The 14,873-nt window shown below is 60.7% G+C and carries 14 protein-coding genes; 7 read left to right on the top strand and 7 right to left on the bottom strand.

What is annotated here, in order from left to right:
• Positions 1-88 precede the first annotated feature (88 nt).
• Positions 89-730 (top strand): rubredoxin, encoded by a 642-nt coding sequence (locus HZA03_03310; protein MBI5636982.1) that lies wholly within the window; start codon positions 89-91, stop codon positions 728-730.
• Between the two features lie 102 nt (positions 731-832).
• On the opposite strand, the gene HZA03_03315 is transcribed toward HZA03_03310, so the two are convergent.
• Genes HZA03_03315 through HZA03_03325 form a run of 3 tightly spaced genes read right to left on the bottom strand, consistent with a single transcriptional unit; the run spans position 833 to position 3,386 of the window.
• Positions 833-1,663 (bottom strand): menaquinone biosynthesis protein, encoded by an 831-nt coding sequence (locus tag HZA03_03315; GenBank protein MBI5636983.1) that lies wholly within the window; start codon positions 1,661-1,663, stop codon positions 833-835.
• A 10-nt stretch (positions 1,664-1,673) separates the two neighbouring features.
• Positions 1,674-2,783 (bottom strand): aminofutalosine synthase MqnE, encoded by a 1,110-nt coding sequence (mqnE, locus tag HZA03_03320; protein MBI5636984.1) that lies wholly within the window; start codon positions 2,781-2,783, stop codon positions 1,674-1,676.
• 48 nt (positions 2,784-2,831) lie between these two features.
• A complete protein-coding gene (locus HZA03_03325; protein MBI5636985.1) occupies positions 2,832-3,386 on the bottom strand; it encodes an inorganic diphosphatase in 555 nt (184 codons plus the stop codon).
• 194 nt (positions 3,387-3,580) lie between these two features.
• On the opposite strand from HZA03_03325, the gene HZA03_03330 reads away from it, so the two are divergent.
• The 4 genes from HZA03_03330 (at position 3,581) to HZA03_03345 (ending at position 7,575) form a co-directional block, all read left to right on the top strand.
• Positions 3,581-3,979 carry a response regulator gene (locus HZA03_03330; GenBank protein ID MBI5636986.1) on the top strand — a complete coding sequence of 133 codons (399 nt, stop codon included), beginning with the start codon at positions 3,581-3,583 and terminating at the stop codon, positions 3,977-3,979.
• Between the two features lie 14 nt (positions 3,980-3,993).
• Positions 3,994-6,126 carry a chemotaxis protein CheW gene (locus HZA03_03335; protein ID MBI5636987.1) on the top strand — a complete coding sequence of 711 codons (2,133 nt, stop codon included), beginning with the start codon at positions 3,994-3,996 and terminating at the stop codon, positions 6,124-6,126.
• Positions 6,123-7,043: a response regulator gene (locus tag HZA03_03340; protein MBI5636988.1), complete on the top strand. Its 921-nt coding sequence runs from the start codon at positions 6,123-6,125 to the stop codon at positions 7,041-7,043. Before HZA03_03335 ends, HZA03_03340 begins: the two co-directional genes overlap by 4 nt.
• Positions 7,044-7,155: 112 nt before the next feature.
• Entirely contained in the window at positions 7,156-7,575 is a 420-nt protein-coding gene (locus HZA03_03345) for a hypothetical protein (protein MBI5636989.1), read from the top strand.
• Between the two features lie 63 nt (positions 7,576-7,638).
• On the opposite strand, the gene HZA03_03350 is transcribed toward HZA03_03345, so the two are convergent.
• The gene (locus tag HZA03_03350) at positions 7,639-8,481 is read right to left on the bottom strand and encodes an arsenite methyltransferase (protein ID MBI5636990.1); all 843 of its coding nucleotides are present in this window, start codon (positions 8,479-8,481) and stop codon (positions 7,639-7,641) included.
• Positions 8,466-8,840: a helix-turn-helix transcriptional regulator gene (locus tag HZA03_03355; GenBank protein MBI5636991.1), complete on the bottom strand. Its 375-nt coding sequence runs from the start codon at positions 8,838-8,840 to the stop codon at positions 8,466-8,468. The genes HZA03_03350 and HZA03_03355 overlap by 16 nt, the downstream gene beginning before the upstream one ends.
• Positions 8,841-9,120: 280 nt before the next feature.
• Between HZA03_03355 and HZA03_03360 the strand changes: the two genes are divergently transcribed.
• Together HZA03_03360 and HZA03_03365 are read left to right on the top strand one after the other, a co-directional pair.
• Positions 9,121-9,834, top strand: a complete 714-nt coding sequence (locus tag HZA03_03360; protein ID MBI5636992.1) for a protein-L-isoaspartate(D-aspartate) O-methyltransferase — start codon at positions 9,121-9,123, stop codon at positions 9,832-9,834.
• Positions 9,831-12,080, top strand: coding sequence for a hypothetical protein (locus HZA03_03365; GenBank protein ID MBI5636993.1), 2,250 nt, complete (start codon positions 9,831-9,833; stop codon positions 12,078-12,080). The genes HZA03_03360 and HZA03_03365 overlap by 4 nt, the downstream gene beginning before the upstream one ends.
• Before the next feature lie 256 nt (positions 12,081-12,336).
• On the opposite strand, the gene HZA03_03370 is transcribed toward HZA03_03365, so the two are convergent.
• A complete protein-coding gene (locus HZA03_03370; GenBank protein ID MBI5636994.1) occupies positions 12,337-12,858 on the bottom strand; it encodes a tetratricopeptide repeat protein in 522 nt (173 codons plus the stop codon).
• Positions 12,859-12,976: 118 nt separating this feature from the next.
• Entirely contained in the window at positions 12,977-14,872 is a 1,896-nt protein-coding gene (locus HZA03_03375) for a PAS domain S-box protein (protein MBI5636995.1), read from the bottom strand.
• Position 14,873: the final 1 nt, after the last annotated feature.

Genomic DNA, 14,873 nt, shown 5'->3' on the forward strand with positions numbered 1-14,873 from the left:
GGTACCAACCTGAGACCCATTCCCGGTTCACAAACGCCAAAATAATACGCTATGATGGGGCCGTTCCCTTAAACTAGGAGAATCGGCAATGGAAAAATTTCAATGCAGCGTATGCGGATACATATACGATCCCGAAAAAGGGGATCCAATAGGCGGCGCGGCCCCCGGCACCCCGTTTGAGGCGCTTCCGCACTCGTGGGCCTGCCCCCGGTGCAACGCGCGGAAAGACAAATTCTACCCCGGCGTAACGATGCCAAAAAAGCCGTCGGTGCTGGCCCGGCTTTACTTCACCGAAGACATCGCCTACTACTTCATAGCCTTCATCCTCTTTTTCTCGGCGGCGGCGCTCATCGGCATCGCGGTGATGCACCTGGCCAAAGGGCTTACCACCATCAATATCCTCAACGTGGTGAACGACGTGCTGCTGGTGGTCATCATTCTGGAGATATTCAGCACGGTGCTGCTCTACCTCACGGAGCGGCGCATCTCGCTCACGCCGTTTATCCTCATCGGCGTTATCTCATCCATCCGGCGCATCCTGATGGTGAGCGCCATGATGAGCGTGCAGGACCCCATGAGCGCCGAGTTCTTCGACCGCTCCATCAAGGAACTGGTGGTGAGCACCGGCATAGTGGTCGCCCTTATCGCCGCCTACTATCTGCTGACCAAGGTGCTTCCCCAAGCGGAACGCTGCGTGGGGTGCCTGGGGAAAGAACGGCGGGAAGAGTAGCCCGGCCATCCTAGGCCTGCCGAAGCATCTCTTGCCGGAAAGGGATTCTTCGCCGTTGGCTCAGAATGACATGCATAAATGGTTTTTCAATGAACTTTTAGGTCAGCCGGGGTAAAAGGCGACCGGCGCGAAGGCATGCACCACCTGATGCTTGTGCGCCAGTTCCAGAAAGAGCCGCAGCCCCTTCACATCGGCGTCCGTGAGGTCGTAGCGGATGCGGTTCATCAGGTAATCGCGGCACTCCCCCACCGTTATCCCCGCGCGCGCGGCGGAAGCGCGGCAGATTTCGTCCAGCACCCCCATCCCCACCTCCTTGGCCCGCCGCAACGCCGCCACCGCGGCATGCGCTTCGCATCCCGGCGCCACGCAGAGCACCGCGAAAACGAACGGCAGGCCGGTGAAACGGTGCCATAGCTCCGACAGGTCGTACACATGCCGCCCATGCGCGTCGCGGAACGATTCGTCGCCGATCACCAGCGTGGCGTCCTCCGCCGCGTCGAGAAAACCGTGGACGTCGCGCGTGATGGCGAACTCCACCTCTTTTTTGTAAAACTCCGCCATCAGCACCCGCAGCAGCGAAACGGACGTCCGGCTGCGGTGATCCACCGCCACGGTGTCAATTTCTTCTATCCTGTGCTTTGAGAAAAGGAGCACCGTTTGCACCGGCCCCAGCGCGGCGATGGAAAAGCCGGGAACAATGCGCAGCCCGTGGATGCGGGCGTATTCCACGGCGGGGATGAACGCCAGGTCGAGCGCGCCGTCCTTCAGCATGTCGGCCAAGTCGCCGGGCGGCGCGAAAACGGTTTCAAACGGCGTATCGACCAGCCCCTCTTTTATCGGGTAGACAATCGGCTGCGAATTGAGAAAATCGTGGCAGCCGAATTTCAGCCGGTACCCGGCCTGATATTGCGCGGCGAGATTGGTCAGCGGCATGTGCGCCGCCTCACGCCGAAACCGCGGCGGGTTCCCGCTCCGGCGCGGCGCCGGCGGAATTGTACAGGGTATCGCGCCTGAACGGCTCGAAGCCGGCCTCGCGTATCAGCTCCACCAGCCGCGCCTCGGTGAACGCCTTGCCGCTCTGCGCCCCGGCGGCGGCGGTGATCTTTTCCTCTATCACCGTGCCGTCCACGTCGTCCGCGCCGAAAAAGAGCGACATCTGCGAAATTTGCGGCGATATCATGATCCAAAACGCCTTGATGTGATCGAAGTTGTCCAGCATCAGGCGCGATACCGCCAGCATCCGTATGTCGAGCTGGCCGGTGGTGAAATGCCGCTCGTCGAAATCGGTGTTGAGCGGGTGGAACGCCAGCGGAATGAAGGCGAGGAAGCCGCCGGTGCGGTCCTGCTGCCCGCGCAGTTGTATGAGGTGATCCACGCGGTGCTCCGGCGATTCGATGTGGCCATAGAGCATGGTGGCGTTGGACCGCATACCGGCGCGGTGCGCGGCCCCATGCACCTCCAGCCACCGCTCGCCGGAAATTTTGTCAGGACAGATTTTTTTGCGTATGACGGGATCGAAAATCTCCGCCCCTCCGCCCGGCAGCGAGCCGAGGCCCGCATCCTTGAGGTCGCGCAGGGTCTCTTCCATACCCATGTTGCCGATGCGGGCGAAGTAGTCTATCTCCACGGCGGTGAACGCCTGCAAATGAACATCGGGATACGCCTGATGCAGCGCGGCGATCATGCCGCGGTAGTAACTGTACGGCAGGCCGGGGTGCAGGCCGCCGACGATGTGGAATTCCGACACGCCGGGAGCCCAGCCGCCCCTCGCCTCCTCCATCACCGTTTCAAGGCTCATGGCGTAGGCTCCCTCCTCCTCCGCGCCGCGCTGGAAGGCGCAGAAGCGGCACTTGTTCACGCAGATGTTGGTGTGATTGATGTGCGCGTTGACGATGTAGTGGGCGCGGCGGCCGTTTTTGCGGCGGCGGACGATATCGGCGATGGCGCCGATCTCGAGCAGATCGGGGGAGGTCATCAGGAAAACGCCGTCCTCGAACGAAAGGCGCAGGCCGGCCGCCACCTTCTCCCGGATGTTTTTCAGATCAATCGCCATACGATGATTATAGCCGCGGGGCCGCGCGGGCCGCAAACGCCGCCGGAGTCAGAGCCCTTCGCGGAGCTTGTCCTTGTTGGCCTCGTACAGCGCCATCGCGTCGCGCACCATCTGGATGGCGCCGTCGCGGTGGTAGAAGTCCTCTATCTTCACCGCCTTGTTCTCCAGCTTTTTATAATCCTCGAAAAACTTGCGCAGTTCCGCCAGCAGGAACTTCGGCAGCTCGCTGATGTCGTTGTATTGCGCGAAACCCGGGTCGCCGGGGAACACCGCGATGATCTTGTCGTCTTCCGCGCCGCCGTCGATCATCGCCATGGAACCGATCACCTTCGCCTCCATGATGGTGCGGGGCAACACCTCTTCCTGGCAGAGCACCAGAATATCCAGCGGGTCATTGTCCTCGCAGTAGGTCCGCGGGATAAACCCGTAGTTGGCCGGATAATAGACCGCGCCGTACAGCACGCGGTCGACCACCATCAGGCCGCTTTTTTTATCCAGCTCATATTTCACTTTCGACCCCATCGGGATTTCGATAAGCGCGTTGACGGTGGCAGGGGCGTTTTCGCCCGTTTCAAGGGAATGCCAGGGATTGAAATGTCTCATTGCAAAAAATCCTCAAGTTAAAAGATGCGGGCGCGGGTATTAACGGAAAGAATGTAACGGATAACCAATTATAAATCAATATTACGCGGCAAATTAAAATAGTTATCTTTAGGCAAGGATTTGATAAAATGCCACTGGTTAACAGGAGGCCGCGTGTCGTTACGGCGGAAACCATTTTAGGGGCTTGGGCGGATATGCCAGGAACATTTGAAGGTCTGAAGGCGCTCGCCGTCGACGACTACGAAAATACCCGCAAAAAGCTGGTGGTTATCCTTCAACAGTTGGGCATCAGCGTGCTGGAAGCGGCCAACGGCGTGGAGGCCCTCGAAGTCCTGCGCACGAGCAAGGTCGACCTCATCTTCACCGACATCGTCATGCCGGAGATGGACGGCTTCGAGCTGTGCATTGAAATACGCAAAATCCCCGAATTGCGCGCCCTGCCGATCGTGGTGGTCTCCACGCATGTGGACGGCAACTACATCATCAAGGGGCTGCGCACCGGCGCCGACGACTACATTGCAAAACCGATAGAACGGGACCTGGTGGAAAAGGTGATCGCGCGGATCACCGCCACCGTGCTCCCCCCGGCATAGGAAAGCGGGAGACCATGGCGGAAAAACACGGCCAGGCCGAAAACATGCTGGTAAAGCTGGAAAACCTCGACCAGCTGCTGACGCTGGCCGGCGAGGTGATCATCACCTCCAGCAACCTCGACCTCACCTACAAGCACCTGCAGCAACTCCACGACCACAAAACGCCGGTTCCCCGCGAAACGGTGGACGGGGCGAAGGACCTCGCCGGCACCTCCGCCATCATCTCGTCGAATCTGCACCATCTGGTGCAGGCCATCCGCACCGTGGACCTGACAGACCTCTCGTTCCGCACCCGCCGCCTCGTGCGCGACATCGCCCGCAAGACCGGCAAGCGGGTCCGCTTCGAGTTCGAGGGGGAATCGACCACCGTGGACAAAACCATTGTGGAAAAGCTTTACGACCCGATATCGCACCAGCTGCGCAACGCCATCGACCACGGCATCGAAGACACGCTCACCCGCCAACGCGCCGGCAAGCCGGAGGAGGGGGTGGTATCGTTGCGCGCCTCCAACAGCGAGAACGAAACCTTCATCGAAATCGAAGACGACGGCAAAGGGGTGGATATCCAGGCATTGCGGCACAAAGCCGTCAGCATGGGGATCATCGCGCAGGAAGACCCCTTCACCGAAGACGACGCGCTGGAGATCATGTGCATGCCGGGGGTCTCCACCACCGCCGCGGTTTCCGAAGTTTCGGGGCGCGGCGTGGGAATGGACGTGGTGCGCGAGCAGATCACCGGCATGGGGGGCATCGTCACCTTCCGCAGCACGCCCGGCAAGGGAAGTCTCTTCACCTTCCGCGTGCCGCTGATCTCCGCCGTCAACATACTGGACGCGCTGGTGGTCCGCTCGGGCAATTACTTTTTCGCCTTCCCCATCAACAGCGTGGTCACCACCATTTCGGTGGAACGCAAAGACCTGCATACCACGCTGCAAAAGGGGGAGATGATCCAGTATCTGGGACACCTCCTGCCGCTGTACAGCCTCAACGAAGTCATCGACAAGGGGCCGCTGGAAGACACCGGCGGCCTGGTGCAGGTGCTGGTGGTCGACCACAAAGGGTTCAGCGTCGCCCTGAAAATATCGGAGTTCTTTTCGCCGCAAAAGCTGGTCATCATCCCCTTCAACGGCGCCCTTGCCGTGGAAGGGCTTTCCGGCACCACCATCCTGGGCGGGCGGAAGCTGGGATTCATCATCGACGTGCCGTCGCTCATCGACCGCGCCATCGGCAAGCGGGGTGTGCGGGGACTGCGCAAAACGGCCGAACCGGGCAAGAAAGCCGGAGCGATGGCGGCGGAAACCTCAGCCGCCGCGGAAACCCCGGAGGGAGGGGAATACCATGCCGCGGCCGAACCCGCAACCAGCGCCGCCGCGCTTGCCGAAACCGGCGAAATCCGGGTCGAAGACGCCGCGGCCGCCACGCAGGAATTCATCGTGGAAATAGAAAAACTGATGCCCGCGCTCAACGAATCACTCTTCGCGCTGGAATCGGATACGGGCAACGCCGACCACATCAACAAGGCGTTCCGCATGTACCACACCATCAAGGGGAACTTCATCATGATCGGCTTCGCCAAGGGGGGGGCCACCATTCACAGCGTGGAATCGGTGCTGGATCGCGTGCGCGGCGGCAAAGCGCCGATGAGCGCCGAAGTGATGGACATCCTGATGGACGGCGTGGCCTACATCGAAGAGGTGGTCCGCTCCAGCAAAGCCGGACAGTGGACCGACCAGCCCTCCACCGCCATCCTCGAGGCAAGCGCGAAAATCCTGCCGGACGAAAAGCCGCAGACCCGCCGCGAAACCGACGTGACCGCCGAAGCGGTGCAACTCTCGCACGAAGCCTGGTACCGCGCCAACAAATACAAAAAAGAAATGATCCCCACCTACATGGCCTACATCGAATTCGACGCGGGCAAACAACCCCCGTTCCTCGCGGCCTGCCTCATCTACAAGCGCTTCACCGAAATCGGCGACGTGCTGGGAACCGTGCCGCCGCTGGAAGACATAGAAAAAGGGTTCATGTACGGAAAAATAAAAGTCCTTTTCGCCAGCGCCGCGGACGCGGGCATTCTGGAAGAAGCCCTGGTGCGGATATCGACGCGACACTACGGGGCGCAGGTGGTCAAATTCAGCCGGTTTGAATGACTATGAACGCATACTTCATCACCAGCGGCAAATACCGGCCCGACCCTTCCCTCGCAACGCTGCTGGAACCCCACGAAATTCCCGCCGAAGAGGTGGAAATCGCCCACGACGCCGAAGCGGTGATTCCGCTGTTCAAGGACCGCGACCCCGGCATCGTCTTCATCCCGCCGGTATGGGACGACCTTTTCTGCGTGAAGGTGATCAACAACTTCGAAACGCTGCGCACGCCGTTTGAAACCGTTATCGCCGACCAACACCCGGTTGTCCCGAATCTGGTGGCGGCATACAACGCGGGCCTTGCCGCGTTTGTGGAACTGCCGGTGAACGCCGACCTTTTTCAGCAGGCAATAACCCGCTGCCGCGGCCGTCTGGAAAAGAAGATGGCCGCCTTGGTCGCCGGCAACCGGCTGCGGGCTTACGAACGGGACGCCGCCCCCAACGTCTTCTCACCCCAGATTCTGGAGCGGGATCAACTGCTCTCCCAGGCCTTCATGGATATCATCCAGCGCAAGGGTCCGTTGCTGGGAAACAGCGTCCGGTTGTTGCTGGTCTCCTCCTCCGAGGCCCAACGGCAGCGGTTCGAAACATTTCTGCGCTCCATCGGCCTCCAGATTGCCGCCGCCAACGACATGCGGGAAGCCCTGCGGGCCGTGGAAAACAGCGGCCCCTTCGCCATCGTCATCTCCGACAACATCCTGCCGGATGGCGATGCCTTCGGGCTGGTGAACGCGATGCGCAAAAGCCTGAAGGATAAAATGCCCCGCTTCATCGTGATGACCGGCTCGCCGGACAAGGCATACGACCTGCTGCGCCCCGAATCGCATATCGACGACGTTATCCTCAAACCGGGACCCGGCCACGGCATCGAGATGATCCTCCCCGCCGTCATATCCGGCATCTACCAGATTCGCGGGTAGCGGCACCTTACGCGCGGCGTTGTTTTTTTTCATGAACCCTTTTCTTCCTATCCGCGTCTAAATGGGGATAGAGTATTTTTTATTCCGGCTGTTTTAATGTGAAGGAGAAATCGTGGATCAAGACAATTCAATCGCGCCGAAATGGATAAAGCCCGTTTCCATCTTCGCGGCGATATTCGGACTGGCGACAATAAAAGCGGGAGGATCGGTTCTGTTTTCCGAAGCCGCCCGCCAAGCCGCCGGCAATTATGTTCCATTCGTCGTCTGGTTTAATTTCATGGCCGGTTTTGCGTACATCGCGGCCGGAATCGGAATCTGGAAATCGGCGCCGTGGGCAGGCGCGCTTTCCGCGGCCATCGCCATCACGACCGTGGCGGTGTTTGCCGCTTTCGGCGTTACCATACTGATGGGCGGCGCCTATGAAATGCGCACCGTCGTCGCCATGACGTTCCGGTTTGGTTTCTGGGCCGCCGTGTCGTATGCCTACTGCACGTTTAAAAAGCGGTGCGGCTCCAAAACCGTTGCGGCCTGACGTATAAAATAAAAAGCGTGAAGGGAACATCCCTTCACGCATATTGAAAACGCGCGGTAAAATTCAGGCGCGCTTTTTCGGCTTCACCGCCTGGATGTTCGCCGATACCACATATTCCTCCACCCGGCGGCCCGGCGCCCAGGCGCGGATAAGCTCGCGGCTCTCTTCCTTCGCGGTGACGCGGACATCTTCGAATCCCGTTTCTCCCAGCATCCGTTCGATGTCGTCGATGGAGGCGGCCCCGGCGATGCAGCCGCTCAGCATCTTGAGGTCGTTCAACACCTCGTCCGGCAACTGCGCGGTGGCCACCACGTCGGAAACCGCCAGCCGTCCGCCCGGCTTCAGCGCGCGGAACGCCTCGCGGAACACCTGCGCCTTGTCGGGCGACAGATTGATGACGCAGTTGGAGATAATCACGTCCGCCGTGTTGTCCGAAACCGGCAGGTGCTCAAGCTCCCCCAGCCGGAATTCCACGTTGGCGGCATTCAGCGTTACGGCGTTTTTACGGGCCTTGCTTATCATCTCCGGCGTCATGTCCACCCCGATCACCCTGCCCGACGGGCCGGTCTGGCGCATGGCGAGGAACGCGTCGAACCCGCCGCCGGAGCCGAGGTCTAGCACCATTTCGCCGGGGCGGATGGAAGCTATCGCCTGCGGATTGCCGCAGCCGAGCCCCATGTTCGCCCCTTCCGGCAGACCCTCGAGATCGGCGGCGCTGTAACCCATCGCCAGCGATGCCATCCTTGCGTGCTCCGCCGCCGCGTCGTCATTGGTGCCACAGCAGGAAGAGGCCGCGCTGTCGGCCGGCGAGCAGCCGCAGCCGCCCGTGTTGCCGAAGCGGGCCACCTCGGCGTAATTGGCGCGCACGCTTTGGCGCACCGCGTCGTGTTTCACTTCTTTTTCCATCGCTTCAGCTCCTTATCAGCTTTGTTGATACCCGCGCCGGTTGCCGCCGCAAACAGGGCCGCCAGTTCGGCCACCCGCTCCGGCTCCACGCGGCATTCGATGTTTTTACCGCGCCGCGTCACGCTGATGAGTCCGGCGGTACGCAGCTCCTTGATGTGGTGCGAAAGGGTGGACGGCGCGATGCCGAGCCCCTTCCCCAATTCTCCAACGCACAGCGCCGCCTCGCCGCTGTCGATGGAACAGGCGGTTCCGGGCGGACAGCAATCCAGCAGGCGGAGAAACGCCTCCAGCCGATGGGGATTGGAGAGCGCCCCGAAGGCGGCGGCGATCTTTCCGAGCTTACTTCCATACTTCGACATAATTAGAAATATAAGGGCAGCACGCCATTTTGTCAAGCTCCTCCGCCTGCCACGCGGAATTTAACCCCTAACCGGCGTTCTCCCCCTTTCTCCGCGTGTTCCTTCAATTCCTTCAAATCCGCCACGATGCATCAAGCGCGCCAATCCCCCCACGCCGCCCCCGCCAGATACGCCAAATTGTTCACCGGCGGAAAAATGCGCCAAATCCCCCAAAACACCCAACAGCCCTTGCCCCCATCCAAAAAAGCCAGCACGGGAAATGGTATGAGAGAATAGAAACATGGGATGGATCATTGTCCGATGGCATGCCTCGATCTTCTTCCTGCTCCTTATTGTGCCCGCCGGCGCGCGGGCCAATGATTATTCCGCCGAACGGAATGGCATGGTGGAAAACCAGATCATCGGCAACGGCATTCAGTACCCCACAGTCATCGATGCGATGAGAACGGTTCCGCGGCACAAGTTCGTCCCGCCGTCGATCATGCCGTCGGCCTATGAGGACACGCCGTTACCGATAGGCGAAGGGCAAACGATATCGCAGCCTTTTATCGTGGCGTTCATGAGCGAGCTTATGGAATTAAAGGGCAACGAGCGGGTACTTGAAATAGGCACCGGCTCAGGTTATCAGGCGGCAGTTCTATCCCGCCTGTGCAACGAAGTTTACACCATAGAGATAAAGCCGGTTCTTTACCAACGGAGCGCCGCCCGTTTTAAAGAGGACGGCTATAAAAACATCCATACGCGGCTGGGGGACGGCTATTACGGATGGGAGGAGAAGGGGCCATTCGACGCGATAATGATAACCGCGGCGGCAAACCACATCCCCCCGCCCCTGATCAAACAGTTGAAGGATGGCGGACGGTTGATACTGCCCCTTTCAAGGTCGTTCCATTTCCAGACGCTGGCGATTGTCACCAAGAAAGGGGACAAGGTGGAAATACGCTACTCCCTCCCCGTCAGGTTCGTTCCTATGACCGGCAGGGTCATGAAGTGAGCGGCAAAACGCTTGCCGGGGTCTTCCTGATAACCCTTTCCACGCTGCTCTTTGAAATCAACCTTGCCTCCATGTTCGTCATCACCACCGGGCACCACTTTGCCTCGCTGGTCGTTTCCACCGCCCTGCTCGGCATCGGCGGCGCGGGAGTTTTCCTCCGCCTCTTTCCCGCTATCGCGGAAAAAATAAAATGGGAACATGGCGCGCTCCTTCTGGGACTCTCATACCCGGTATCGATGGCCTTGTCCGGCCTTGTATCGTTCGACCCCGTTCAGCTTGAATGGAATATAAAAGAACTCCTTCACCTTATCGCGTATTACCCGCTTTTTGGCGTTCCTTTTTTCCTGTCGTCGCTCGTCATCACCGGCATAATGAAACGGCATGCCGCCTTCGCGGGAAAAATATATTTCGCGGATATGGCCGGCGCGGCGGCGGGGGGCGCGCTCTGGCTTTTAGCCTCTTCCCATAAGAACCTTGCAACGGCCGTATGCGTATGTGCGGCGGTTGCCTCCTCGCTGCTGCTGGGACGAACGGCCTCGGCAAAGTGGAAGGTGCCGCTGGGGATCGCGACGCTGCTTTTGCTGTTCCCCTTCCTCGCCCCGCCCCTCTCGCCGTACAAAGACCTTGCCCAGTACGAAATGTTCGGCGAGTTCAAAACGTTGGATTCATCGTGGGGGCCCGAGGGGAGGGTCGATACCGTCGCCTCTCCCTACCTGCGGCACGCTCCCGGCCTCGATCCCGCTTTTGGAGAAGCCGTGCCGGCCGGCACGGGGATATTCTTCAATGGCGGACTTCATGCGGTGATACCAACCGCGCCGTCCGAATACGTGCTGCACCTCCCCGTGACCTTGCCGTACCAGTTCCAAAAGCCGGGAACTGTCCTGATCATCGGCGCGAACGGCATCACGGAGGCCGAGGCCGCCATCCGCCTTGGGGCGGGCTCCGTACAAGTCCTGGAAGAGAAGAAGCTCCTTTTTAATGCGATAGGGAAGGTCGGCAACAGCCGGTATGAACTGATAGGCGCAAACCCAAGACTCCACCTCCACGGTTCCGGCAGGTATGACCTCATATCCGTGCCGCTGGCGGGCGGGCCGGAGGGCGTGGGCACAAGCGTGCTTTCGGAGAACTATCTTCTCACCACCCAGTTCATGCGCCTGTGCCTCGAGCGGTTGAGCGGCGGCGGTATCCTTGCCGCTTCGATCCCGCTTCTTCCGCCGCCACGGGGCGAGACCCGCCTCTTGCGCCTCATTGCCGAGATGGAACCTTCGGGGTGGCAAAACGTGGCGGCGTACCGGTCGTGGGGGACATTCCATGTCATCTATAAAAAAGGGGGCTTTACCGGCAACGACCTGCAAACCCTGACATCGGTTGCGGAAGAACTTTCGTTGGACCCGGTTTACCGTCCCGGCCTGCGGAAGGAGGAAACGAACCGCCATAACGTATTCGCCGAACCGGTCTACTACAACATGGTCCGCTCAATGCTTGCCGGCGGGGAAACGCTGTTCAACACATCTCCCCCCTCCATCGATTCGCCATTTTTCGACAACTACATCCGCATTTCAAAAATTACCGATACCGTGCGCGCGCTGGAAGGCCGATGGTTGCCGGTACTTACCGGCGGCGGAATGGATTTTGTCATCCTTCTTCAGGCGGGGCTTTTCTCGCTCATCATGCTCATCCTGCCGCTGGCGGCCATGAAGCGGGAGGGAGAAACAACCGGGGCCGGCCACCTTTTTTACTTCCTGACGCTGGGAGCCGGGTTCATGATGGTCGAGGTGGCTTTTATCCAGAAAGGGATACTCTATCTGGGTGGAGCCGTAAATGCCGCCGCGCTCGTCATACCGTTCCTCCTTGGCGCATCGGCGCTGGGAGGGCTTTTCAGCAAAAGATTGAACCCGGGATTTTTTGTTCCGGCGGTGGCCGCCGGACTGGTCTGCCTTGCCGCCGTCTGTTTTAAATACTGGGGCTATGCAACCACAGGGTCGGCAATGGGCGACGGCATGATTTTTCTTTTGGTCATCTCCGTTTGCGGATTTTCCATGGGCATCCCCTATCCGCTGGGGCTTCGGGTGATCGGGGAGAAGTCGAACCCGTCCCTCCCCTGGTGCATGGGGGCCAACGGTTTTGCATCGGTTGTCGGCGCGGCATCCGCCCCGCTGCTTGCGCTGACGGCCGGCTTCAGCGGCGCGCTGTTGGCGGCGTCCCTTCTGTACCTTGCGGCGGCTCTGTTGATGCCCGGCCGGTAGGATACGCATTGGCGCAAGACGCTCTGTTGCCGCTGGCGTGGCAATGGGCGGCAGGAGTGCCGCCCCTGCCGGGAGCTTTGGGCACATCATGACGCAGCATGACGCGCTGTTGCCGCTGACGCGGCAATGGGCGGCAGGAGTGCCGCCCCTACCGGGAGCATTGGGCACATCATGGCGCAGATATGCCGCCCTGTTGCCGCGCGCACGGCAATGGGCGGCAGGAGTGCCGCCCCTGCCGGGAGCTTTGAATACCCGGTTATTTCAACACATGCACGTGGGATGTGTGATCCATGCTTGCCAGCCGGGCGGCGGCCTTGAAATCCGCGAGCATTTTTTCCTCATCGCCGGTAGAGTACCAAACGACGCCCCGCTGGAAATAGGCCTCCGAAGAATCAGGATTCAGCTCTATCACCTTGGAAAAATCCTCAATGGCGCTCAGGTCGGCGCCAAGCCGGTACAGCGCCTTTCCCCGTTTAAAGTAGGCTTCCACAAGTTTGGGGTCCAACGCTATTGCCTGGGTATATACCGGCAAGGAGTCCTCGAATTGCCCCGCGTTGCACATTGCGTCGGCCTTTTTTAAAAAACCCATTGCTTCCTTTTGTTGCGGGGTTTTGGCCGATTCTTTTGCATGCCCGGCATGATCCATATGTTCCATGTGGTCCATATTTTCCATGTTGTGGTCCGCCGGTTTCTTGGCATGGCCTTCGGAAACGGCGAGAAGCAGCGCGGCCATGAATGCAACGCCAACCAATGAAATGGAAACGGTATTTTTATTCATCTGTTTTCTCCACTACTTTCAATCTTAGGCCAGAAACGCAATAAGTCAAGGCGGCGATCCGGAGAGCTTTGATAATGTGACTGGGTGCCGGGTCAAGCCCGGCATGGCAAGTTAGCGGTCAGGGAATTTTGCGGGAGAGGGGGATGACGAAGCGGACGGTGGTGCCCTTTCCCGGTTCGCTTTCGACCTTAATGCCGCCGCGGTGCGCGATGATGATGTGCTTCACGATGGAAAGCCCCAGCCCGGTGCCGCCGCGTTCGCGCGAGCGGTCGCGGTCGACGCGGAAGAAACGCTCCATCAGGCGGGGAATGGCGTGGGCGGGAATGCCCTCGCCGGTGTCGGTGACGAACCATTCCACAAAGCGGCGGCTCCACTCCTCCTCCGTTTCGGGCAGGAGCGGATTGCCGTCCAGCGAGGGGTAGTCGAAAGCGGCGGCGCTGTGCCGGTCAACCGTGAGCGTGCGGCAGCGGGCGGTCACTTTGCCGCCGGCGGGCGTGTACTTGATGGCGTTGTCGAGCAGGTTGACGAAGACCTGCATCAGCCGGTCTTTATCGGCCTCGAACGGCGCGGTTCCGTCTTCCACGGTCCAATCGAGCGTCACCCCCTGGTTCGCGGCGGCCTGCGCGAACATCTGCGCCGCGTTTTTGATGAGCGGTTCGGCCCGCATCGGGAGGAACTCGAACTTCTCTTTTTCCAGCTCGATGTTGGAGAGCGCCAGAAGGTCGTCGATCAGGCGGCCGAGCCGCCCGGTCTGCCGCTGGATGATCCCCAGCATGTGGCGCGCGGTCTCCGGCTCGTCCACCGCGCCGTCAACCATCGTCTCCACATAGCCGCTGATGGCGGTGAGCGGCGTGCGCAGTTCGTGCGACGCGTTCGCCACGAAATCGACGCGCATCTCTTCCAGCTTTTTCTGCTGGGTGACATCGTAGATCATCAGCAGTGTGCGGGCGCTGCCGGCATCCCGCTCCGCCACGATGCGGACCGGGATGTCCCGTAACGCGGGACTTTCGCGTTTCAGCGGCGCGGCGGAGGCCAGCAGATGCCGCGTGGGGGGAACGCCGAGGGCGATCTCCCGCTTGACGGTCTTATGCGTGGAGCGGTGCAGCGCCAGCAGGTCGAGCAGCGCGGGGTTGCGCACCGTTTCGGCTATCGGCTTCCCGTCGAGAGTCCGTTGCGGCAGGCCGAAGAGCGCTAAAAACGCGGCGTTGTGCAGAAGGATATTGCCGTCCGCGTCCAGCAGCAGCACGCCGTCTTCCATGTATTCGATGATGGCGCGCACCCGTTCGCGCTCTTCGCGCAGCATGGCCGCCGTTTCCGCCGCCTGCCCCGCGACGGCGCCGGCCTTCGCGCCGATGCGGTCGAAATCGTCGCCGAACACGCGGGGCGCATGGGCCGGGGCGGCATCCCCCGCTCCCGCTTCCAGATAATCCGAAATCGTCCGCACCCGCCGCCGCAGCGACCGCGCCATGAGATAGCTGAGCAGGCCGGCCGCCGCCAGCGCAATAGCGGTGAAGGCCGTCGCCTTGACGGCGGTTCCGCCCCCGGCCCCCGCCATCCGCTCCGGATCGACCATGAAGTGGAGCGCCCCGGCCGGCGCATCGCCCGCGCGGAGCGGATAGGCAATAAAATAGGCGTCTTTCTTGAGGAGATTGCTGAACCGGAATTCCACCGCCTCTTCGCCGCGCAACGCGGCGGCGACCTCCGGCAGCGCGGCGAAATCCTGCCGCGCCTCCCCTTCGCTCCGGTAAGTGGCGAATGACTCGCCGCCGGGGCGGACAAAGGCGGCCTCAACCTCCACCATCCGCCCCAGCGCCCGCAGCCGGGGAAGCGGGTCGTCCCCCGTCAGCGGCATCTCCGCCTGAAACGACGCGGCCAAGGGGCGGAATATGTTTTGCACCTCCGCCGCCCGCTGGTTTTGGCGGTCCTTTGAATGGATTGCGGAAAGCGCGATGACGAGTGAAATGACAAGGATGGCGAAGGCCCCGAAAATTTTCCAGCCGAATCCCCGTATCACC

It is taken from the genome of Nitrospinota bacterium, assembly GCA_016217735.1.
Lineage (GTDB): Bacteria > Nitrospinota_A > UBA7883 > JACRGQ01 > JACRGQ01 > JACRGQ01.

Coding starts and splice junctions, on each gene's coding strand:
- HZA03_03310 (MBI5636982.1), top strand. CDS start 89: ATGGAAAAATTTCAATGCAGCGTATGCGGATACATATACGATCCCGAA.
- HZA03_03315 (MBI5636983.1), bottom strand. CDS start 1,663: ATGCCGCTGACCAATCTCGCCGCGCAATATCAGGCCGGGTACCGGCTG.
- mqnE (MBI5636984.1), bottom strand. CDS start 2,783: ATGGCGATTGATCTGAAAAACATCCGGGAGAAGGTGGCGGCCGGCCTG.
- HZA03_03325 (MBI5636985.1), bottom strand. CDS start 3,386: ATGAGACATTTCAATCCCTGGCATTCCCTTGAAACGGGCGAAAACGCC.
- HZA03_03330 (MBI5636986.1), top strand. CDS start 3,581: ATGCCAGGAACATTTGAAGGTCTGAAGGCGCTCGCCGTCGACGACTAC.
- HZA03_03335 (MBI5636987.1), top strand. CDS start 3,994: ATGGCGGAAAAACACGGCCAGGCCGAAAACATGCTGGTAAAGCTGGAA.
- HZA03_03340 (MBI5636988.1), top strand. CDS start 6,123: ATGACTATGAACGCATACTTCATCACCAGCGGCAAATACCGGCCCGAC.
- HZA03_03350 (MBI5636990.1), bottom strand. CDS start 8,481: ATGGAAAAAGAAGTGAAACACGACGCGGTGCGCCAAAGCGTGCGCGCC.
- HZA03_03355 (MBI5636991.1), bottom strand. CDS start 8,840: ATGTCGAAGTATGGAAGTAAGCTCGGAAAGATCGCCGCCGCCTTCGGG.
- HZA03_03360 (MBI5636992.1), top strand. CDS start 9,121: ATGGGATGGATCATTGTCCGATGGCATGCCTCGATCTTCTTCCTGCTC.
- HZA03_03370 (MBI5636994.1), bottom strand. CDS start 12,858: ATGAATAAAAATACCGTTTCCATTTCATTGGTTGGCGTTGCATTCATG.